Source organism: Pedobacter segetis (assembly GCF_016623585.1).
In the GTDB taxonomy this organism is placed as follows: Bacteria; Bacteroidota; Bacteroidia; order Sphingobacteriales; family Sphingobacteriaceae; genus Pseudopedobacter; species Pseudopedobacter segetis.
The window spans coordinates 22,930-46,976 of sequence record NZ_JAEHFY010000011.1 but is presented as its reverse complement, the minus strand read 5'-3'; the positions used below and the strand labels follow the sequence as shown (position 1 = coordinate 46,976).

Sequence of the window (24,047 nt, the reverse complement as noted above, 5' to 3'; positions counted from 1 at the left end):
GTCCATTTTTTACAGAGATGGCTTGGTGTAAGTTTGTAATTAAAGATGGGTTGTTTTAAGATAAACCAATTGATCTTATGACCAAATTATAAACTAAAATTTATAACAAATGAATTTCAAATCGTTTTTTAGATTTTTTGCCCTATTTATAATCGTATTAACTTTTACAAGGTGTTCTAAAAAGAAGATTGAGATACCAACTTTGCCCCCGGTAACTGGCAGCTCACAAACAGATATTTATCCTTATAAAGAATGGGAAGATACTGATGGGAAACCTATTAATGCACATAGTGCAGGTGTGTACTTTGAAAATGGGTTTTATTATTGGTTAGGCGAAAGTAAACTAAACTTTAATGAGAACACCTCTTTTGCTGATGGCGGTGTTGCGGTCTATAAATCGAAAGATTTGATCAATTGGCAGAACATGGGCTTAGTTTTATCAGTAGATTACAACAATTCTCAAAGCGACATTTCTTATGGCTGCAGGATCCAAAGACCAAAAGTGGTTTATAACGCATCAACAAAAAAATATGTGATGATTTTTAAACTGTTTCTCAAGGGCGGCGGTGTGGAGCTTGGTTATAACGGAGTGGCAACCGCAGATAAAATAACAGGGCCATTTACTTATGTATCTAAATTTATTGCTGCTTCGCCGGTTAATGGTTCTGGAGATTTTGCGCTATATCAGGCACCAAACGGAGACTTGTATCATTTTACAGTACGTAAATCTGATAGGGTATTTGTAAAAGCCAAAATGTCTGATGATTACCTTAGCCCGGCTACGGCTTATGTGCCATGCCCGGGTATTGCCTCAAATACAGAAGGGCCTGCTATTTTTTATAAAGATGGTATTTACCACTTGTTGGCCTCTGGCTCATCTGGCTGGGATCCCAACCCTGCCAGATATTATACCAGTAACAGCATAGACGGCCCGTGGACAAATGGTGGAAATCCTTGTGTAGGCACAAACCCGCTCTCTGGCTTTGGGCCAGAAAAAACCTTTGGAGGCCAACCTACTTTTATTTTAAAAGTTGAAGGGGCGGATAACCAATATATTGCCCTTTGTGATGTATGGAGACCAACTACACCAACCAAATCAACATATATTTGGCTGCCTTTTAGAGTAAAAAACAATAAGTTTATCCTTACTTGGCTAGATAAATGGAACCTTACTTGGTTTAATAATAACTAACGGTTTTTGGTAATAGCTCCCCTACCCCTATTGCTGTAAGTTTATATTTCGGCACCAATAATTCAACCGAAATAGAACCATCTGTTTTAGGGGGTAGCAATATGCCATTCTCTCTTCTTTTTTTAAATAACGCTGCGTTTATAACCTGGGTTTATGAGTAAAAAACGGCTATGACAAGAATGTGGGTCAATTGATTTTGGATAAAATCAAATCGGGGTTTTGTCTATTATTTAAGTATAAATGTCTATTTATTTGGTTTCATGTATAGCGTAATTTGCATTGGATAATTTCTTAAACGCTTAGTATCTAAACAAATAATAATTGAAAGTTGCCAATTAACCACTTTCTGTATTAAAGAAATAAACTAATTATTAATCAATTTTAAATCTTGTTCAAATGAAAAAACAATTACTTTTTATTTTTTTCTGGTGTATTACTTTTTTGTTTACACCTTTTATGGTTAGCGCACAAGCCCCAAATTTAGTTCTAAATGGTGATTTTGAATTAGGTACGGGTATTGGATCTAATCAAAGTTTTACCAACTGGACAGAGGCAAGCCCTTTTGATATGACCCCTGATGCACCCGCCACCGCAAACCAGTTTCCGATCAATAATAATATTACTTGTAGGTTTCCTGGCGCAAACGCTAATAGAGAAATTCAATCAGACGCCTTTACGATAGAGCCTGGGAAAACATATAGATTAACATATACCTATAGAATTAGAACATCCAATAGCCAAAGTGCCGCTGGGACTAATATTACAACCAGTATGTTTCAAGCAGAAGTGTTCCCATCAAACAGTGCTACCGCTATAAGTTCTAATTCTGGCAACTCAGAAGTTAATACTACCGTATATTTTGAATTTACCATACCCGCCGATGCTTCTTATACGCAGGTTTATATCAAGTTCACTAAATTTGGCAGCAATCCAGCTACTGCTTATGGTGTGGCATGGTTAGATGATGTAAAGTTTCAGGACGCTTCTTTATTACCCATTACTTTAAGCTCTTTTACCGGTAAACCTAGTTTTGACGGGGTTAATTTAACTTGGGTTACAAAAAGCGAAATCAATAATGATAAGTTTACCATTTTACGTAGTTCAGATGGTAAAACATTTGAGGAAATAGCAACAATAAAAGGGAAAGGAAATTCATCTACAACCAATATTTATAATTTCAAAGATTTAAACCCTTTTAGTGGGGTAAATTATTATCAGATCAAACAAACTGATTTTGATGGAAAATCAGAAGCGTTTAATCCCATATCTGTCAATTTTAATTTGACTTCTTTAAGCAATTCAATCTCTGTTTACGCCAAAAACAATAATATCAATTTGAAACTAAATTGGGGATCCAATGAAACCGTAAACGTATCTATTTTTGATTTGACCGGGAAAAGATGTTATGCTAAAGATCACCGAATAGAAAAAGGCAACAACGGTTTAACTTTGAATTTAGAAAAACCCATTACCCCAGGAATTAAAATATTAAAAGTATCAGGAAATGCCGGCTCTGAGGTAATTAAATTTAATGTTTACTAAAACAAACAAGTTTAGCTTTAAGAAAAACCGAATTGGTTAGCAACTTTTAAACAGTTTAATTAAATGTTCAAAGAGCGGTTTTTTCTGTAAAAGGAAGTAAGCACACCTAATTATGGGCGGTAAATACATCTTTAGAATAACCATTTTCTGTATAAATATTAAAAGGTAATTAAGCATAAAACAACTTTATAGGCTTTAAGGAACAAAAAATCGCTTTAATTAAAATCAATGCTCAAAGGCAGGGCTATTGTTTAACCCAATAAGGCAAATACTCTTTTTATGAAGTATTTTAAATTTTCTGGTTTGCCTTTAAGAAACACGCTTTTGGATTAAGGTTTTGATATAACCATTTATAGGTTAAGAGTAGGATGAAACGTAATATTGTCTATCATTTTTACTTTTTTATCCATTAATATAAATGTGATTTAGCTTTAAATTAGTAGTGTTATTGTATTGATACGCTAACCACATCAGCTTAATTAAAATATCAGAAATAAGTTTCATTTTTTTGAATTAATTGAAAGGAGGAAAATCAAAATGCTTTAAATCTTTACATTAAGGGAGAATCAAAACCTACATAATTGTAGGTAGCAAAAACATAGATTTCAATCTCCAATTCTCCCAGTACTTAAAATAACCAAAATTTCCCTTTACAGGGAATCAATTAAACCAATTACGCAAATGAAATTTTACGATTTTAACCCATATCGGTTTTTAGGTAATTCGATATTAAAAATCTTTTTTATAATAACAGTTGCTTTTTACATGATAATTGTAAACAGTTTTGAGGCAAAGGCAACTATCATCAATCGTGTTATTTACTCTTATAAGTTTGTTGATATTAATGTAACCGGAAAGGTTGTTGACGAGCAGGGATTACCATTGCCAGGTGCATCCATTACGGTAAAAGGCGGAAAAAACGCTACCAGCACAAATATAGACGGAGAATTTACGCTCAAAGGCGTTGATGAAAATGCGATAATCGTTATATCCTCAATAGGTTATACCACGCAAGAAGTTAGAGCATCCAAAACGCTTTCAATAAAGCTGATCTCTGATGTTTCTAAACTTAACGAAGTTGTGGTTATAGGTTATGGCACACAATCAAGAAAAGATGCAACGTCTAATGTAACCCAGATCAGTGGAGATGCCATAAGATCTACACCAGCGGCCAATGTTCAAAATATGTTGGTGGGTAAAGTAGTGGGTTTAACTACACAACAGCAAAGCGGCCAACCCGGAGTTGATGGGGCTAGTTTTTACTTACGCGGGGTATCTACAGAAGTAGGTAATAACAAACCATTGGTTCTTATCGATGATGTTGAATCTGATTACGGACAGGTTTCTAAAATAGATCCAAGCGAAATAGAATCCATCTCGTTTTTAAAAGATGCGGTATCAACCTCAATTTATGGCATAAAGGGCGCTAACGGTGTAATGCTTGTTACCACAAAAAGAGGGAAAGCCGGTGCCCCAAAATTTGCTTTTTCTTCGCAAGTTGGTTTGCAGGCTCAAATTAAACCCGCTAATAGGTTAGACTCTTATCAAACGGCTTTATTTTGGAACGAGGCTGTTAAAAACGAAGCAAAATTAGGTAATTCAAGCTTTCTTCCTTTTACATTTACCGATGACGACCTTCAGAAATTTAAGGATGGCTCTGATCCTTACAATCACCCTAACGTAGATTGGTACGATGTGCTTTTTAAGAAATCATCTTTAATGAATACCAATAATCTTTCTGTATCTGGAGGTAACGATAAGGTTAAATACTTTACATCCGTAGGCTATTTGTATCAAAACGGTATTTTAAAAGACTTTAACGCAACCGATTATTACGGAGGCCCAATTGATGCTAACAATAATTATTACTACAATAGATATAATTTTAGATCTAATTTAGACATACAAGCCACCAAGAAACTGCTAATAAAGGTTGATCTAAGCGGTAATACCGATGCAAGAAACCAACCAGCATCGGCCAATGTTTTTAACCAAGTAAACAGTTTTAAAACCTTGCCACCATGGGTCTATAACATCTATAACCCCAATGGTTCTTATGGGTTTACCAATGCTTCGTCGCCAAGGGCACCAAACTACAATTCTATCCCAAACAACCTTATAGGCCAGATAGCTTTAGGGGGCTACAATCGCCAGTTTAGCACACAATTAAACGGCAATATAAATGCTACCCACGATTTAGGTTTCATTACTCCTGGTTTAAAAGTTAGGGGCCTGCTTGGTTATACAAACATTGATAGGGCAAACAGAATACTAAGCCGTAGCGGAGATTTTCCTTCTTTCCAATACGACCCTGCAACAAACACCTATACACCTCGCGATCCGCAGATTTACACCACATCGCCGCTAACCACCTCTACAGACGTAACGGTTAATGGTAATGGCTATATCTCACCATTAAACCGCCTTAATTTGCAGGGCAACCTAAGTTATGATAGGTCTTTCGGCGATCATAACGTGTCTGCATTGTTATTGTATTCTTCATCATCCCAAACCGTGGTAACCAACGATCGTTTAACCAACAGGTTCCAAGATAAATTACGCGGATATACCTATCGTTTATCTTATAATTTTAAGCATAAATATTTATTTGAAACCACCGGAGCCTATAACGGAACACCAAAATTCACTCAAAAATATGGGTTTTTCCCATCCGTTGGTTTAGGCTATAACATTTCTGACGAGGATTTTTGGAAAAAAGCTTTGCCTGCAATTAATGACTTTAAGATAAGAGGCTCTATTGGTCTTGTAGGGTCTGATGATTTGGGAAATAACCCAATTACCAATCAACCTTATACATACACCTATCAATCTGTTTATACGCAAGGTGGCAACACTTATTTTGGAGATAATGCACCAAACGCTTCGCCGGGTATTTATGAAGGGGCATTGGGTAAAGATAATATTACCTGGCAAAAAGAATTAAAGAGAGATCTAAGTATAGATTTTGGGGTATTTAAAAGTAAATTATTTGGTACCGTTGGTGTGTTTGATAACCTAAGGACTGATATTCTATACATTAGAAATACTATCCCAATATTTTACGGAATTGCTTCTCCTCCTCCCCAAAATATTGGACGTGTTCAAAACAGGGGTATCGAGGTGGAATTGAACTATGCCGGGAAAGTTGGGAAATTAGGTTATACATTTGGTACTAAGTATAGTTTCATCAAAAATAAACTGTTGGCATTTGACGAGGCTCCACCACTTTATCCTTGGTTGCAAAGAACAGGTCAGTCTTTAGGCGTTGGCAGGTTTTTATTGTGGGATGGGTTTTATAACCAAGCAGACGAGGCAACCATACATGCAGAAACAGCTGCAATTAATGCTGCCATTGCAAACAAACAGCCCGTTCCATTGCGTACTATACCTATCCCCAACGGTGCAGATCCAATTGCAGGTATGATTAAATTTAAAGACCTAAACGGCGATGGAAACATCAATGATAATGATGCTCCTTATACAGGGAAGCCAAACCTTCCAGAAAGCAACTTAAGCTTTAACTTAGGGTTAAACTATAAAAACTTCTCCCTATCAGCTATTGTACAAAGTGCCTTTGATTATAATCTAACTTTGTACAGAGATAGTGCAGATCCACTTTATGCAAATTTAACCACTTATGATCTAAACTATTGGACACCCGAAAGAGGCAATTCCGCTACCCGTATCATCCCCTTGGTAGAATATACGCAAAGTAGCCAGTCTGCCGGTAATAACGGAAGCTTAACTTCTACATTTTATAATATCGATGCTTATTATGTGAGGTTAAGAAATGTAAGCCTATCCTATAACCTAGGAGATAAATTTGCCAAAAAACTTGGGTTAAGCGGGGCAACTTTATATATCAACGGTGCTAATTTGTTTACGGTAAGTAATGTTTTTAAACGTTATGATTTTGATCCAGAAGTAGCAACAGGCACTAGAACAGGGGTCTATCCAATCCAAAAGATATACAATTTTGGAATTAATTTATCATTTTAAAAGAGATATAGCAATGAAATTAAATTATATAAAAATAACTTTTGCCACCATGGTGGTAGCAGTAGCAATTTCATCCTGTAAAAAACAAGGGTTTTTAGATCCGGTAATATCTAACGACTTAAACGAGACCGTCACGTTTAGCGACAGCACCAGAACCTTACAGTTTTTAAACAGCATTTACGATGGTTTAGGTATTGAAGCACCCCCTAAAAACATAGATTTTGCAGGCGGTTTTCCTACGGCCTCCCTATCAGACGAAGCAGAGGGAAGGTTTGCACCTGCCGGGGCTACCCAAAATGCCATTAATACAGAAAACCTAAGCGGTCGTTTTACCAATGTTGCTGATGGCGTATGGACTAAATATTTCCAAAAGATAAGGGCGGTAAACATCTATTTAAAAAACGTAGATGCCGGGCCTTTAAGTACCGCTAAAAAACAACGCACAAAGGCAGAAGCTAGGGTGCTAAGGGCATATTACTATTTTATTTTGATGAAATATTTTGGTGGTGTACCATTATTGGGAGATGATGTAAAAGATGAAAGCGCCCCTTTTGATATTTTGCGTTCTCCTTATGGAGATTGTGTAGATTACTTATCTAAAGAACTAACAGAAGTGGCTCCATTATTACCCGTAACCTATAACGGGATTGATTACGGACGTGTAACACGTGGGGCTGCCTTATCTTTAAAAGGAGAGATATTACTTTACGCAGCAAGCCCATTCTTTAATGGTGGCGGAACAACAGATGATGATAGACAAATAGGTATCATTGGCTATCCAACTGCAGATGCCTCTCGTTGGCAAAAGGCCTATAATGCTTTTACCGATGTAATAAATATGCCCGGCAATCCATACAGCTTAGAGCAATATACCACTAAGCCTGGCGATGGTTTTTATAATCTTTTTTTAAAAAGGTCAAACACAGAATATGTTTTGGCTAATATGCAACCGGCCAATAAAAATATGGAGCGCTATTTATTACCGCCCAGCTGCGGGGGTACGGGATCTGGCCAAGGGACAAGCACAGGTTTTGGAACAGCTGCAGTAAGTACGTTTGAGCGTTTTCTGGATGTTCCTTCGCAAGAACTGGTAGATGCTTTCTCTATGAAGGATGGGAAAAATATTTTTGCCGCGGGTTCTGGTTATAACCCTAATAACCCTTATGTAAACCGTGATCCACGTTTTTATTACACCGTAATTTACAACGGCGCAAATTATATGAATAATACCACACGGGCGCAAGCACCTATTTATACTTTTTTAGGTACAGGGCAAACTGCTGATGCTTTTAATACCACCGGAACAGCTACAAAGACCGGATACTTTGGAAGAAAAATGTGCGACTCGACCGTAACAATTACCCTAGGTGCAAATACAAACACCTGTTATCCTTTAATTAGATATGCAGATGTTTTACTGATGTATGCTGAGGCTGCAAATGAAGTGGGCCAAACAGGTATAGCCATGACCCAGTTAAAAACCATCAGGAACAGAGCAGGGATTTTACCCGGTACCGATGGAAATTATGGCCTTATGGTAAATCCTTCACAAGATCAAATGCGAAAAATGATCATGGATGAGCGTTTTGTAGAACTTGCTTTTGAGAATAAAAGGTCATTTGATCTTAAACGCTGGAAATTGGGAGAGGCCAAATTAAATGGCCCTTTAACCGGAATGAAAATCCAAAGAATAGGGAATACCGGAAGTAACTATACATTTACCAGGGTTCCTTTAACACAAACCAGAATATTCACTTTCAAAAGTTATCTATGGCCAATACCTGTTAAAGAATTGGGAAACAACCTAGACTTTGTTAAAAACCCAGGCTGGTAATTTGATTATCTTAAAAAAGAAATTATGTTAAAAAATATATTTATGGGCTTATATAGCCATATAAAAATGCCGGGCAAAATGGTGTGCATGTTATTAGGTTTGTCAACCATATCTTATAACACTCAAGCTCAGAGCAAAATCAAAGAGACGGATTCGTTGATAAATCAGCATCCTCAAATAATAAAAATTAAGGCCGATAGTATTGCTATTCTGTATGGCCAAAAATCAGAGAATAAATTAAATGTTGCAGCATTGGGCTATTTAAACGGGAGAGCTTTAGAAAGCACCCCAAATAGCTTTATATTTCAAGGATTAACCGGTAGGATCGCAGGTTTAAGAACCACACAAGATTCTGGTATCCCTGGCTCTGATAACGTTTCTTTAACCTTGAGGGGTAGAAGCCCCGCCATTTTAGTTGATGGGGTGCCAAGGGATATTTCTGAGCTTAACCCAGAACAAATATCCTCAGTTACTGTTTTGAAAGATGCTATATCTACCGTAACCCTAGGCCAACGCAGCATGAACGGTGCTATTTTGATAACAACGCGTAAAGGAGAAAGCAATGGGCCAGATTATTTCAATTTTAACGTAAAAACGCAAGCGGGCATTCAATCACCGGTGGTTTCTCGTAGATATTTAAACGCTTTCGATTATTCTACTCTATATAATGAGGCTTTGGCAAACGATGGAAAAGCACCACTTTATACTCCTGCTGATCTACAAGCCTATAAAGATGGCAGCGACCCTTATTTGCACCCAAATGTAGATTGGCAAAAACAGATCTACAAAAATAACGCAGGCTACAGTAGAACCAACTTATATGCCGATGGTAAAAGCAAGTCGTTAAGGTATATGTTATCCATGGATTATTTAGACCAAGGAGGTTTGTTAAACGAGTTGGATAGTAATAGCTATGAAACCAACGCAAGTTATAAACGTTACATATTACGCTCTAATATTAATCTGCAATTAACAAAAACCTTAGAAGGTTATTTAAACCTATATGGCCGTGTTAACGATACCAATGCACCTGCAGGGGGTAATTTGACTGCGGTTACCAGTGAATTAAACATTACCCCTAACAACGCATACCCAGTTTATAACCCTAACGGCACACTGGGCGGTAACATTAATTATAGCAACAATTTATGGGGAAGATCAACTTACAATGGTTATTTCCAGAGTTTGACAAGAGAAGGCTTCTTTGATTTTGGCCTAAAACAATCTCTAGATAACCTTACAAAAGGTTTGTCTATCGGGGGGAAATTATCTTTTAGTTCTTTTACAAATTTGAATACCAATAGAAGCAAAGCTTTTGGAGTTGTTAATTACAGCGTAGATGCAAACGGAAATCCAGTTTACACCACCCTAAGTTCTGCCAATAACCAATCAAACACCTCAAACGTATCGGCTTCACAACAAACATCATATGCAAAATTTACCGCTAATTATAACAGAAGATTTAATAAAAACGGTATAACGGCATTTTTAACTGCCAATTCAGAAAATTACAAGAATTTTGTGGGCGATTTTCTTCCCAGAGTACTTACTAATTATGCCGCTAGTTTAAAATACGATTTCGATAAAAAGTATATTATAGAAGGTGCCGCAGCTTACAGCGGGTTAAATTATTATGTTGATGGGCAGCAGTATGGGTTTTTCCCTGCGGTTGGGCTTGGCTGGAATATCAATAACGAAGGTTTTATGAAATCGGTAAAATTTATTGATGCCTTAAAGCTGCGTGGAAGTTATGGCTTAACGGGTAGTATCAATGCCGGAAACTTCGACAACCAAAAAGGCTACGTTGGTGGCGGAAATTATCCTTTTGGCCCAAGCGGTTCAAACTTAAATAGCTTGGTTGAAGGCGCAATTCCTTTTAATAATACCTGGTCTCAATCTTTAAAAACGGATGTAGGGTTAGATGCTTCTTTATTGAAAAATCAGCTTTGGGTTTCATTTGATTACTTTTTAAATAAACAATCAAAATTACCAATAACAACCGGGTATGATTCTGGCATCCTTGGTTCTACTTATCCTACCTCTTTTATCGGTAAAAACGATATTAAAGGAATAGAGTCTGAAATTGGTTTTACAACAAACAAAACAAGAAAGCTTGTTTATTCTGTAGCAGCTAATTTTTCTACCTACCAAGTGAAAACAATCTTTAATGGAGAACAAACAGCGGGCTACCAAAACCTGATCAGAACGGGGCAATATACAAATCAAAATTATGGTTATATCGCAGATGGTTTTGTAACCACGGCAGGCCAAGGGCCGGTAATTACCGGATACGCTTCAAAACCCGGTGATATAAAGTATAAGGATTTGAATGGCGATAATACTATTGACTACCGAGATGTAACAGCAATCGGAAAAGCAAAACCAATTATAAACTATGGTTTAAGCTCTCAATTTAGCTACAACAAGTTTTGCTTGTCGTTCTTGGTACAAGGATTAGCCAATACCAATGAAATGTTATCGGGCAATACCGTATTCCCTTTCTTAAATGCTCCTAATGGTGGTATTTCACAAGCTTTCCCAGAAAGTTTAAACAGATGGACACCACAAACCGCCAATACGGCTACTTTTCCTCGGTTGACCATTGGAGGCAACCCCAATAATTATGCGGCATCATCTTTTTGGTTAAGGAGTACCAGTTATGTGCGGTTAAAAAACATAGAGTTGGGGTATAACTTTTCTCCAAAATTATTAGATAAAATAAAGGTTAAAAATATCCGCCTGTTTGTTAATGGCGAAAATTTATTTACCCATTCTGACTTTAAGATTTTTGACCCAGAGATGCCTTTTTCTGATTATTCAATCCTGAAAGTAGTAAATGGTGGTTTATCTGTTACATTTTAATTGAAACATGAAGATGAAAATATATTTGAAAACGATTTTTACGGCAGGGTTACTTACAGGATTAGTAAGTTTAGATGCCTGTAAAAAATATGAGACCCAACCTCTAGACATCTTAACTGATAGCATAGTTTATGATAGTAAAGATAAAAACGGAACTTATCTACAACAGCGGGTAGTCAGTCTGTATCTAGGCTTGCCCAATGGTTTTAACAGAATTGATGGTTTGCCCTTAGATGCCGCCACAGACGATGCAGTTGCTAGCAGCTACAACGCAACCATTGAAGACCTTGCAAAATCGCGTATTACCGCAAACTCTAATCCCGATAATAATTGGAACGATGCCTACAATACAATCAGAAATGCAAATAACTATCTCGCCAATGAACTGGTAGTGCCGATTGACCCTTTAACAAAAACTTTTTATAAAGCTGAAGTTAGGTTTATTAGGGCTATTAGCTATTTTGAATTGATTAAACGATACGGTGGTGTTCCTCTAATCGGGGATAAAATTTACGATGGCACAGAAGTTATCAACATCCCGAGAAACACTTATGATGAGTGCGTACAATATATCGTTAGTGAGTGCGATGCCATTGCTGGTTTTTTAAGGCCTAATGATTATTCTTCTAATGGCGAACTAACAGGCTCTAACATCGGGAGGATAAGTGTTGGCGCAGCAATGGCATTAAAGGCAAGAGTTTTGTTATATGCTGCTAGCCCATTAAACAACCCAAATAATGATCTTACAAGATGGGCAAATGCAGCATCTGCTGCCAAAGCAATTATAACGGGTTTAACAAACTTAAAACTATATACCGTAGCAGCAGGTAACTTACCTGCGTTTGCAAATCAATTTGTGGTTAGGGGCAACAATTATGAATCTATTTTAGGGTATCAAACAGCACCAAACGTTAATTTAGAAAAAGCCAATGCACCAATTGGCTATGTTTTTACCAATAACAGTAGAGGTGTTGTTAGCCCGACCCAAGATTTGGTAGATGCTTTCCCAGCGTTAAACGGCAGACCAATTACTGACCCTGCTTCGGGCTATGACCCTGCAAACCCATACGCCAACCGCGATCCTAGGTTAGCTTATACCGTTTTCTTAAATGGGGATAATTGGTTGGGCAGGCCCGTAGAAGCTTTTGAGGGCGGTTTAGATAACCCAACCAATATAAAAGGAGCTACCAGAACTGGTTATTATGAGCGTAAGTTTTTGGGAGATTTCGCAAACGCAAGCTCTTATTCAAACCAACAGCGTTCTTTCCCAATATTTAGATATGCCGAAGTTTTACTAAATTATGCAGAGGCCATAAATGAAGCCGGAACAGGAACAAACCAAACCGAAGCTTTCAATCAACTTGCTGCTATAAGGGCTAGGGCAGGTATTACCAAAGGGACAACCGCTGGGTACCAATATGGTTTAAAAACCACCATGACCCAAGCAGAAATGCGTACTGCAATTAGAAATGAAAGACGTATAGAGATGGCTTTTGAAGAACAACGTTTTTGGGATATACGTAGGTGGAAAATTGCGGATGTGGTGGGCAACAGCACACTTCATGGTATAAAAATCACTAAAACAGGTACAACTACATTTACTTATCAAACAGTAAATGTAGATAAGTTAAACTTTGATCCTACTAAAAATTATTTATACGCCATCCCACTTAATGAGATTACCTCAAACCCTGCATTAAGAAATCAACAAAATCCTGGATATTAAAGTATCAAGACCTTAAAGAACCAGAACGGATAAATCCGTTCTGGTTCTTTATAATTTTGTTCCATAAATCTAGGCTTTGGGCATTTTAAAGCACAGCCAATTGGTAAATATATTTTTCTTTGTTTTATCTTTTTACCATTGTTAAAACGATAAAGAAAGTTAACCAAGTTATTTAGAGGGTGTCGCTCCCATCATTAAGCGTTGTGAATATTTGAACATTTGATTTACTAAATTAGCCCTTTTATTATACATTTTAAGCTAAAAGTTAAACCCAAAATTAAGCCCAGGTTGGATAAAATAGTTAGGCCATTTATTTTCTACTGATTTAAAGGATTCTGGAACTTTGGTTCTTAATGGCCAATAACTACACCCAACAGCTGGTTCAAAAAAGAACCTGTTTTTAAAGAATTTAAGCTGGTAACCTAAGTGGAAGTTAAGATATAGCGTATAGCCGTTTCCAATTTTTTTACCGTCCTCATCTATGTATTTTTCAAAGGCATTTAACGCATGGATAGATGCAAAAGCTCCTTTCCACAAAAACCGTTGGTATCCTACTGTTGGTGCAAGTATGCGAGCATGACCAGAATATCCTTCCCCAGGTTTATCAAATGACGGAGACCCAAAAGGGATACCTATCGGCCAAGAATAAATAGATCTTTTAAAATCTAACGAAAGAACATCCTTAAAGGTTATTCTGTAACCAAAATTTAATTGTACATACTCAGGGTTGTTTGTTTTAGAAAAATTTCCCAACATGAGTAAAGAACTCCCAACAAAACATCGTTTGTAGGTACTGTCTTGTTGGTCTGTTTGTGCTTTTACCTGTAAACTGCTTGCCAACATTAATGCTAGTCCAAGCCTTAAAATTTTCTTTTGCATATCTTTTTTTACTGCTAAATGGTATGCCAAAAGTAGATTGGTGAGATGCCATAACGTATTCACTTAAGTTAATAGATGAGAGATTTTGATGGCTTAAATTTGCAGTTTGAAAATTAACTGCAACAAGGACTTATTAGTTTTGATGTATTGGCAATATTATAATGCAAACTGAAATCCATGGTCAACCTTTTTGATTTCCTTTGTCGTGTTTATAGAAAGCCATTTTAATGAGAGCTATCATCCATAAAAAGTACGGAGATCCAAATGTAGCCTATCTGGCAGAAGTTGCCCAGCCACAGCCAAATGATAATGAATTGTTGGTAAAAGTTTACGCATCTACCGTTAACCGTACGGATGCTGGATTTAGAAGTGCCGAATATGTTGTTTCACGCTTGTTTAGTGGTTTGTTAAAACCTAAAAATCAGGTTCTCGGGAGCGAATTTTCTGGAATTGTAGTGTATGCCGGTAAAAACGTAAGCGGTTTTAAAGTTGGCGATAAGGTTTTTGGTTATAATGATAAAACATTTGGTGGCCATGCAGAGTATGTTGCTATCACCTATGATGCTGCAGTAGCCATTGCACCCACAAATATTAGCTTATACCACGCAGCAGCTATCTCAGAAGGTGCTCATTATGCACTAAATATAATCAGAGCGGCCAAAGTAAAATCCGATCAAAATGTTTTGGTTTACGGAGCTACCGGTGCTATCGGTTCTTCGGCGGTGCAACTCTTAAATTATTTTGGCGCTAACGTTACCGCTGTTTGCAATACAAAAAATGTTGGGCTAGTTAAAGGTTTAGGTGCGAAAAACGTAATCGACTACCAACAATCGGCTATCACAAAACTTAATCAAAAATTCGATTTTGTTTTTGATGCGGTTGGCAAATCGTCGTTCAAAATATGTAAGCCTTTGCTAAGTAAAAACGGTATTTATATTTCTACCGAGCCAGGCAAAAACGGAGCGAATATTTTTTTGGCCCTAAAACATTGGATTTTGAAGCGCAGTAAAAGGGTTTTATTTCCAATTCCCCCAGAACTTTCACAACACGATATCATCTTTTTAAAAGAATTAGTTGAAAAAGAAATGTTTAAGCCAGTAATTGATAGCTACCGTAACATGGCCGATATTGTTGAGGCCTACACTTATGTTGATAGCGGACAAAAAACAGGTAATGTAGTTTTGAAAATTGTGGCAGAGTAAATATATTTATATAACTATTTGATTTACAAACGGAAAGCTAAGCGTTAAATAAAAAAACCGATGAATTTAAAAGAAGTAGAACTGCTAAAGAATCAATACCTAAACGATATGTTTAAATTGATGAATTTTACGGAAGAAGAAAAAGAAGTAATCACCTCTCTGCACAGTTTTAGGCAATATAAAAAAGGAAATGTGCTACTTAAGAAAGGGCAGTTTTCTAAAACAAGTTTTTATGTAATAAAAGGCTGTTTACGCAGCTACTATTTGGTAGATGGTGAGGAGAAAACAAATGAATTTTATACGGAAGGCGATTATTTTACCCCAAGCTGTTTGGTAACTAATAAACCTGTAGATCATTATTTAGACTGTTTAGAAGACTGTTTAGTAAACGTTAGCACTGCAGAATCTGAAGCAATTATATTAGAGAAGTTTCCTCGTTTTGAAAAATTATGTAGGGCATATTCAGAGGCTTTGGTAGTAAAACAGCAGGCCGAGTTTAACGATTTTAAAATGGCCTCGCCAGAGCAGCGTTACATTAATTTTGCTGCCAAACGCCCAGATTTGTTACAACGTGTGCCACAGTATCAAATTGCCAGCTATCTGGGCCTAACGCCGCAATCGCTAAGCCGCATGCGTAAAAGGTTGTTGAACGATGAGATTGCGCAACGTAAAGTTGCCGTGTAGTAATTGCTAATAGGTGCTAAAAGCTGATGCAAAACCCAGTAAACCATAAATTAGCGTTCCTGATTTACTAGATTGTTCCGCCTGCTTACCTTTAATTTTTTAATTACAGGTTGCCCTTGTTAGGGGCAACCATGAAAGCGATTGGTAAACATTTTTAATTGATCTTACCTTGTAAATTCAACTACTTGGGCGCTCACGGTTATCGTTCTTTTAACAAAGAAAGGGGCAAAACCACTAACGTGTTCCTCGGTAACAACGTTGGTTATCGCTTTTGAACCATTTAGCAAGTTGGCTTTTTTTATCATAGCCGAATATGCATTCTGGTACAGTTGCTTCTCTTTCATACCTCCAATCGCTAATACATAAGAAACTTCAGAACTTCCACTTACTTGGTCAACTACTTTAAAATTGTTTTGGTTAAGCTGTACTTCTGTGGCATTTTGATTATGGTTAGTTACAAGTGCGGCACCAATGCCACATGAACTAAAAGATGCCGTAAGCATCAGTAATAAAGAATAAAGGCTGATTTTTTTCATTTTATTATGTTATGATTTGTTGAATGCGTAAAAACTTGTTGTCAGAATTGCTATTTATCCGCTAAAAATCAAAACCGAAGTGAAATCCCGGTTCGCCAAATACAAATTTCGACCATTTATCGTCTAACTGTTTAAAACCATTTGGCAATGCTGTATGGTAAGCCCGGTGTGTAATGGCAAGCGAGGGCTGAATAAAAAACCTATCGCTAAAAAGTTTTACATGATAACCAATTCGGTAAGTGTTAAAAACCTGAAAGCCATTGTCAATTTTATTTCCTCCTTCATTTACAAACTTTTGAGAAGAAGGCATTACGTTAAATTCGGCATACAAACCATTCCAAATAAACCTTTGGTAGGCAATTGACAAACCAAATTCGCGAACGTATCCCGGGAATTTTTCTTCCGCCTTCCCGTACGATTTATTGAAAATCGGGTTTATCCCGTTTGGCCAGGCATATTTCCAGGTTTTTGGTTCTATCGTAATTATATCTTTCCCAGTAATTCGATAACCTAAATTAAGCTGAAAAAAATTTGGAGGGTTTGTGCTTGCTAAATTACCCAGCAAAAACATTGTGCTGCCCATAAAGTACCGCTTGTAAGTACTATCCTCTTTTGCGTATTGCGCTTTTAATTGAAGTACAGTTATCGGCATTAAAACCAACCCAATCCATAAAATTTTCTTTTGCATAGTTTTTAGAATGTTAAATAACGCTGCAAAAGTATATCGGCCAACAGCCAAAATTTATTCACTTAAGTTAAGAAAGTGGCTTCAGCATATTTTAAAAAACTATACCGAAGCTCACGTTAAAAAAAACACCACTAACGCATTTCTTAACTTAAGTTAACGTGTATTAAATTAACATCAAATATTTTTGTTATGATAAATAAAGGGAGGGTTAACTTCTCAGTAATATAATTTTAAAACTCACAAAAAATACTTCAGTTATGAAAAATTTATTTCTTTTAAGCGCACTTGGTGCAATACTAATTATTGGTTCTTGCTCTAAAGACAAAAAGAGCAATAACGCTACTTCCCGAAAGGTAAAATATGAAATTACAGGAAACGCAACCGGCAGTTTCACAATGGTTTACACCAACAGTAGCGGGGTAGCAGAAAATGTTACCGTACAGTCTTTGCCTTGGTCAAAAGAGTTAACGGTGCAAAATTCTGTTCAGGCGGTAGTGTTTACATCTAACGGTACTACCACGCCTGGCAAGGTTGCAGTGGCTAATTTATATATTGGTGGCCAAATAAAACAAACAGCAACGCAAACTGCAAATAATAATGGAACTATCATTTTTGGCGGACTTAGTTTTACTTATTAACAGGCTTTTAAACATTGGTTTTTGTACATAGTAGCAATGGTTAACAAGTTGCTTTTAAATTTATTTAAATGAAAAAATTATTTCACGGGATACTAATTTACCTCTTCTGCTTATCTAAAGTTTTTGCCCAAAATGGCGCATTTAGCAAAACAGATAAACTACTAAACATTGGGATTGGTGTTAATTCTTTTTATGATAACGGCATTCCGTTTGGGGCATCGTTTGAGAAAGGAATCAACGATAATATTAGTGTTGGTGGAAATTTCGATTACCTTGCCACAGATTTTGGAGCCAGTGGTGTAAATTCAAAATTTACTGCAATCTATCTTGCAGCCAGGGGTTCTTATCATTTCAACAATTTGTTAAAAGTAAATAACAAGCATATCGATTTATATGCTGGTCCTTCTTTGGGGTATCGTATATTCTCTTGGAAAGACGATTTTGGAGGTTCTTTGGGCAATAAATACGGTAGTGGGCTTTTTATTGGGATACATATTGGGGGCAAATATTATTTTAATGATAAAATAGGTGTGTTTTTAGAACTTGGCGATGTAGGTTCTACTAACGCAAGGCTAGGCTTGGCCATTAAGTTTTAAAAAGATTACCTTAAAGGTTTGTTTTTATTTTTTTTTCAATTGTAATTAAATTACACAAAATAAAGAAAGCTGGGTTAAAATCCATTTGTAAAACAAACCTGAAGCCTGTTAAACCTCTAAAGCAAAAGTAAGCAAATAAAACCCTTTGATAACAGATATTTAATAACTAAAACCAATAGCTATATCGCTAATCTATAAAATAATTAAGAATGGTTCTCTTTAGATTGGCGATAAAACAATTTGGCAGCCTTTAAGCCTAAATTCGATTATTCATATTTGTTTTAGATAATTTACGCCTGATTTTGTGAATCTTATAAGAGCGTTACAATTGAAGCGGTATCGTTTTAAAGTCGTCCTGATCGGAGTTAAAAGACAAAAAAAAATTCCTTTAAGAGTTGGTAGAAAGTTAAAACGCCCAACCCATCATAGTTTTGCTTGTTCAATTATATAACTCAGGTTGTAAAAAAACAGGCTTCTTTATCTAGGGTAAAAGGAGTATTTAAGCGTAAAAGATAAATTTAGCTAAGTAAATACTTGTTAAAGTTAACAGTTAAACCAACCGACATAAATAGTGTTGCACCTATAAATTTTAATGGCTGACTTTTAAAGCAGATCATTAAAAAATTCAAAAAGAATATCCATAAGCTAAAACACGGCTTCTATAAGAAAACAAGGGTAAAATACCCAAATACCATACTCTTGACATCATTTTCTGGCTATAAATTACAAATGGAAAGTTTAAGAAAAGATTTTTGATCGTATTAGGATAAATCTCAAAGTGTACCCCCAAATGGGGCATTAAGCCATTTCTGGCAATTATCTTAATAAGGTTAATTTAAGCATTTTTCCAGTATAATATGGCCCTCCTATTGAACCATTTGTACCTGTTATTTGAATTGATTACCCTATTACCGAGCGGCCTAATCTTTTACATTTGATTTTATAAACCAAGGATAGGAATTTGAGCCAAACAACTTTCTATGTCCTAATTTAAACCAATTTTAAACCACACTTTATGAATGAAACTAAACTAATTATCCTTAAAAAAAGGAGCTTATTAATGCTTCTTTTATTCGCATTCATCAACTTTTCAAGTCTGGATGCTCAAGTAAAAAAAATTACCGTAAAAGGATTTGTAAAAGACGAAACAGGGCTAACATTACCGGGTGTGGGCGTATCTGTAAAGGGCACTTCTTTTGGTACAACTACAACTTCAGATGGTGCCTACACTATTCAGGCAGAGCCTAATCAAACACTGGTATTTAGTTTTATAGGCTATCAAACAAAAGAAGTTACTGTAAATGCGAGGACTGAAATCAATATAGTGCTTCAATCTGACGTACATAGCCTTGATCAAGTGGTGGTTATAGGTTACGGAACCGTCAAAAAATCAGATTTAACCGGATCGGTAGGTACGATCAAAGCAGATGAAATAAAGCAAACACCAACCATACGCTTGGATGATGCCATGCGTGGCAAGGTTGCGGGCTTACAAATAACGCCCACTTCCTCGGCACCTGGGGCTGCTTCTACCATCAGGATAAGGGGCAGCAATTCTCTTCAAGGCAATAATGAACCACTTTACGTAATTGATGGTTTTGTTGGTGCCGGAAATTTAAACGATATCAATACCGCAGATATAGAGTCGGTTGAGATATTAAAAGATGCCTCGGCAACAGCCATATATGGTTCAAGAGGATCAAACGGGGTAATAATAATCACTACAAAAAAAGGCAAGGCAGGAGTTACCAAAATTAGTTACGACACTTATGCGAATTTTGCCTCTCCTACAAGATTTTTAAACGTAATGAACGCAGCCCAATTTGCGAGCTGGCAAAATGAGGTAAAGGGCTTTCTTGCCTATCCAAATCCAGAATCATTGGGTGCAGGTACAAATTACCAGAAGGAAATATATAAAAATAATGCGTTGATGATGAACCATAACCTTTCGGTTTCTGGTGGAAATGATAAAAGTATATTTTATGTATCTGGTAATTACCTAGATCAAGACGGTATTCACATAGAAAGTAATTTTAAACGCTATCAATTTAGGGTAAATACCGAGAATAAGATAGGCGAGAAGTTTAAATTTGGGACCAACCTTTCTTTAAGCCGCACCATTAACAAGGATAAAAACACTTCTGCCGAAGATTTGATAGGGTGGTTCCCAACAATTCCGGTAAAAGATGCCAATGGTAATTTTACCTATCAAACTCAAACAACAGAATTAGCTTCTGATAACCCTGTGAGTGTTTCGGTCCAAAGCTTAAATACCACATATGCTTTTAGAACGATAGGAAATGCTTACGGAGAATTAGAGATCCTTAAAGGTTTAAAGTACAAATTGAATTTTGGTTTAAACTATAATACAGGCAGAACCGACCAATATTTACCAACCACGCTTTTTTCGCAAACCGCAAATCAGGGTACTGCCACAATTAATAATACCGAGTACACCAACTTATTGATTGAGAATACGTTAAATTATAACAAAACGATAGGCGATCATAGTTTCAGCGGCTTGTTTGGGTACACTAGGCAAACCATTAAGAATTTTAACAATTCTGTGCAAACAACCGGGTTTGTAACCGATGCGTATGCTTACAACAATCTGGCAGCTGGGGTAGTACGTAGTGATGCAACATCTAACAACACACTAGAAGGACTGGAGTCTTATCTGTTCAGGGCCAATTATTCTTATAAAAGTAAATATCTGATAACTACTTCTGCCCGTTTGGATGGCTCATCTGTTTTTGCGAAAAATAATAAATGGGGTACTTTCCCTTCAGTTGCCTTAGCATGGAATATAGGTAATGAAAACTTTATAAGAGATTTAGGGACATTCGATAATTTGAAACTAAGGGCAAGTTATGGGGAATTAGGAAACCCGGGAGTAGATCCTGGCGCATCATTAACAAAACTGGCGCAGAATGGCAATAATTACATTTTAGGTGCAAGCCAATCTTTAGTTGCAGGTATTGCCGCAAACACTTTAGGAAACGACAACTTGAAATGGGAAACAACCAAGCAATATAACTATGGTATTGATGTGGGCTTTTTTAAAAACAGATTATCGGCCTCTTTAGATTATTATACTAAGAAAACCACCAATTTATTAGTTAATGTACCTGTATTATGGTTAACGGGTTTTCAAACCTCTTTAAGCAATTTCGGCTCGGTTTCTAACAAAGGATTTGAAGTTACAATTAATAGCGTTAACCTTGATAAAGGCAACTTTAAATGGACAACCAATTTTAATATCGCCACCAATAAAAACAAAATACTTGATCTATCAGATCCAACGGGTAAGGTCTTGATAAATAATATCGGGAGAGGCTCAACCTCTATTTCGGGTATCTTACAAGAAGGCCAGCCTTTAGGCTCGTTCTATGGATTGGTTGCAAATGGTATCTGGCATTCACAAGCAGAGATTGATGCCTCGGGCCTTTCGGGGTTTTCGGTTTTCCCGGGTGGTAGAAGATATGTGGATATAGACGGGGACAAGGTTATTAACCAAACTTTAGATAGGCAAATAATAGGAAATGCAAACCCTAAGATTTTTGGCGGTATAGGGAATACATTATCCTATAAAAGGTTAGAATTAAACTTCTATTTCTCTTTTGTTCAGGGAAACCAAATATTTAACGAAACAGGGTCTCGTATTGGTGTAGCATTTGATAATAATACATTTGCCGAGTTTGTAAACAGATGGACCCCAACAAATACCAATACCAATGTTCCTTCTGTACAAGCTGTACAAAGATCATTGACAGTTTCTAACTCTAGTTATGTAGAAGATGGCTCGTTCTTAAGACTTAGAAACGTGAGCTTATCTTATGATCTACCGGTAAAGAATATCAAATGGTTAAATGGCGCACAAGTTTATGTTTCTGGCACCAATGTATTATTATTTGATAACTATAGTGGCTATGACCCAGAGGTGAATAGGGGCTTTAACAATACTCGCCGTGGTTATGATCTGGCCCAGGACCCTTCAACAAAATCATTTACCCTTGGTGCTAGGTTTAATTTTTAAAAAATACAATCATCTTAAAAAAGATAACAATGAAAAAAATATTTAAAGTCTATTGTTTATTGGCATTAATGTCGGTTTGCATATCATCTTGTAAAGATATTTTAACAGAAAAACCAACAAGCTTTTTAACACCAGGTTCATTCCCGGGCAATCAAAAAGACGCACTAGCAGCAGTTAACGCCGCTTATTCCCGTATTTTTAGTTCTACCATATCCTTCTATTATGGCTGTGTTACTACAGACGAGGCTTTCCAGGGTTACCATAATAAAAGGCCTTCGGTTTATTTCGCAAATTTATCTGCATTAGATGGCGATGCCACGGTAATGTGGCAAAACAGTTATGAAGGAATTGCCAGAGCCAACACGGTGATAGATTATGTCCCGAAAATCAATATGGACCTTACCCTTAGAAACAGGATCGTAGCAGAGGCAAAATTTTTAAGGGCTTATTATTATTTTGATTTGGTAAGGATCTACGGTGGCGTTCCGGTTTTAGATAAATCTATATCTGGGCCCGATGCTATTGTCGGGATCAAAAGAAATACCGTAACAGAGGTTTATGATCTTATCAAAAAAGACCTAAACGAGGCTATTAAAGATTTACCTATTGTTTATCCGGCTGTAGATGCAGGCAGGGTAACCGCAGGTGCTGCAAGATCTTTATTAGTAAGGGTTTATATGACAATGGGTGATTGGAACAATGCGAACGAAACTGCCAAACTGGTTATAGGATCTAGCAATTACGGTTTGGTAAAAAACTATAATAGCCTGTGGGATCAGAATGCTGATAACCAGCTTTTTCCCGACAAAAATGGGGCTTTAGTTAACGAAGTGATTTTCGCCAGACAATACCAACAAGACTTAGTTGGCAGTCAAATTGGAACATGGACAGGCTCTAGGGATGTTGAAATAAAAGGGGGGGCCAGTGCTTTTGGCGGAGGATTTGAAAATATGCTGCTTTTGCCAGGATTAAAATCTATGTTTGAACCCGGTGATTTGAGATTGGGGATCAGCTATGTAGAAAACTTAGACGGAAACCAACTTGTATCGCCAAATACACCTGGTGCTGGCCCCATCACCGGCAAATTTTTAAACCGCCCGGGGGTTACCAAATACAACAACAGCAGCCAAAACGTTCCAATCATTAGGTATTCTGATGTTTTACTGATGAGAGCAGAGGCAGAAAATGAGTTAAATGGCCCAGACGGAGCTTATCAGTTTATTAATTTGGTTCGAGAAAGAGCGGGCATCCCACCATTATCAGGATTAGACAAAAATGGTTTACGATTGGCCATCAGAAAAGAAAGAGCAACAGAACTAAGCTTAGAAGGCATCAGAAAATTCGATCTGTTAAGATGGGGCATTTTTGTTTCAACCATTAAAAACAGCACTTCTACGTTTCTATCAATTCCTAGGGCAAGCATAAAAGACTTTAATGTACTGATGCCGGTTCCACAAAGAGAGATCGATATTTCAAAAGGAAGTATTACCCAAAACCCGGGATACCAATAAAAAGTATTTATTCTGTTCATATTTTTTGCCTCCATTGTATTTTACCATAATACGATGGAGGTCTTTTTTTTCAATACCATAAGCAGAGGCCCCTTTTAAAATTTGATTTCCAAAAATCTTCT

At 36.8% G+C, this 24,047-nt stretch carries 15 protein-coding genes; 12 read left to right on the top strand and 3 right to left on the bottom strand.

The features are described from left to right. Nucleotides 1-109: 109 nt before the first annotated feature. The 6 genes from I5M32_RS08940 to I5M32_RS08915 all read left to right on the top strand — a co-directional run bounded on the left by I5M32_RS08940 (nt 110) and on the right by I5M32_RS08915 (nt 13,155). Nucleotides 110-1,192: a family 43 glycosylhydrolase gene (locus I5M32_RS08940; RefSeq protein WP_200585892.1), complete on the top strand. Its 1,083-nt coding sequence runs from the start codon at nt 110-112 to the stop codon at nt 1,190-1,192. A gap of 396 nt (nt 1,193-1,588) precedes the next feature. Next, nucleotides 1,589-2,734 carry a T9SS type A sorting domain-containing protein gene (locus I5M32_RS08935; RefSeq protein ID WP_200585891.1) on the top strand — a complete coding sequence of 382 codons (1,146 nt, stop codon included), beginning with the start codon at nt 1,589-1,591 and terminating at the stop codon, nt 2,732-2,734. 765 nt (nt 2,735-3,499) lie between these two features. Continuing rightward, entirely contained in the window at nt 3,500-6,733 is a 3,234-nt protein-coding gene (locus I5M32_RS08930) for a SusC/RagA family TonB-linked outer membrane protein (RefSeq protein WP_200585890.1), read from the top strand. Between the two features lie 13 nt (nt 6,734-6,746). Then, nucleotides 6,747-8,567, top strand: coding sequence for a RagB/SusD family nutrient uptake outer membrane protein (locus I5M32_RS08925; protein ID WP_200585889.1), 1,821 nt, complete (start codon nt 6,747-6,749; stop codon nt 8,565-8,567). Between the two features lie 24 nt (nt 8,568-8,591). Beyond that, nucleotides 8,592-11,429: a SusC/RagA family TonB-linked outer membrane protein gene (locus tag I5M32_RS08920; protein ID WP_200585888.1), complete on the top strand. Its 2,838-nt coding sequence runs from the start codon at nt 8,592-8,594 to the stop codon at nt 11,427-11,429. 13 nt (nt 11,430-11,442) lie between these two features. Beyond that, a complete protein-coding gene (locus I5M32_RS08915) occupies nt 11,443-13,155 on the top strand; it encodes a RagB/SusD family nutrient uptake outer membrane protein (RefSeq protein WP_200585887.1) in 1,713 nt (570 codons plus the stop codon). Between the two features lie 258 nt (nt 13,156-13,413). On the opposite strand, the gene I5M32_RS08910 is transcribed toward I5M32_RS08915, so the two are convergent. Continuing rightward, the gene (locus I5M32_RS08910) at nt 13,414-14,034 is read right to left on the bottom strand and encodes a hypothetical protein (RefSeq protein ID WP_200585886.1); all 621 of its coding nucleotides are present in this window, start codon (nt 14,032-14,034) and stop codon (nt 13,414-13,416) included. Nucleotides 14,035-14,261: 227 nt separating this feature from the next. On the opposite strand from I5M32_RS08910, the gene I5M32_RS08905 reads away from it, so the two are divergent. Next, the gene (locus I5M32_RS08905; RefSeq protein ID WP_200585885.1) at nt 14,262-15,236 is read left to right on the top strand and encodes an NAD(P)-dependent alcohol dehydrogenase; all 975 of its coding nucleotides are present in this window, start codon (nt 14,262-14,264) and stop codon (nt 15,234-15,236) included. A gap of 60 nt (nt 15,237-15,296) precedes the next feature. After that, nucleotides 15,297-15,920, top strand: coding sequence for a Crp/Fnr family transcriptional regulator (locus I5M32_RS08900; protein WP_200585884.1), 624 nt, complete (start codon nt 15,297-15,299; stop codon nt 15,918-15,920). 164 nt (nt 15,921-16,084) lie between these two features. Here I5M32_RS08900 and I5M32_RS08895 read toward each other — a convergent pair whose 3' ends face one another. Beyond that, a complete protein-coding gene (locus tag I5M32_RS08895; RefSeq protein ID WP_200585883.1) occupies nt 16,085-16,456 on the bottom strand; it encodes a DUF6567 family protein in 372 nt (123 codons plus the stop codon). A gap of 61 nt (nt 16,457-16,517) precedes the next feature. Further along, nucleotides 16,518-17,144 carry a hypothetical protein gene (locus tag I5M32_RS08890; protein ID WP_200585882.1) on the bottom strand — a complete coding sequence of 209 codons (627 nt, stop codon included), beginning with the start codon at nt 17,142-17,144 and terminating at the stop codon, nt 16,518-16,520. 257 nt (nt 17,145-17,401) lie between these two features. Here I5M32_RS08890 and I5M32_RS08885 point away from each other — a divergent pair, with 257 nt between their 5' ends. The 4 genes from I5M32_RS08885 (at nt 17,402) to I5M32_RS08870 (ending at nt 23,925) form a co-directional block, all read left to right on the top strand. Further along, nucleotides 17,402-17,782, top strand: a complete 381-nt coding sequence (locus tag I5M32_RS08885) for an MmpS family transport accessory protein (RefSeq protein WP_200585881.1) — start codon at nt 17,402-17,404, stop codon at nt 17,780-17,782. Between the two features lie 68 nt (nt 17,783-17,850). Beyond that, the gene (locus I5M32_RS08880; protein ID WP_200585880.1) at nt 17,851-18,378 is read left to right on the top strand and encodes a hypothetical protein; all 528 of its coding nucleotides are present in this window, start codon (nt 17,851-17,853) and stop codon (nt 18,376-18,378) included. Nucleotides 18,379-19,438: 1,060 nt separating this feature from the next. Further along, nucleotides 19,439-22,414, top strand: a complete 2,976-nt coding sequence (locus I5M32_RS08875) for a SusC/RagA family TonB-linked outer membrane protein (RefSeq protein WP_200585879.1) — start codon at nt 19,439-19,441, stop codon at nt 22,412-22,414. A 29-nt stretch (nt 22,415-22,443) separates the two neighbouring features. Beyond that, nucleotides 22,444-23,925: a RagB/SusD family nutrient uptake outer membrane protein gene (locus I5M32_RS08870; RefSeq protein ID WP_200585878.1), complete on the top strand. Its 1,482-nt coding sequence runs from the start codon at nt 22,444-22,446 to the stop codon at nt 23,923-23,925. Nucleotides 23,926-24,047 lie beyond the last annotated feature (122 nt).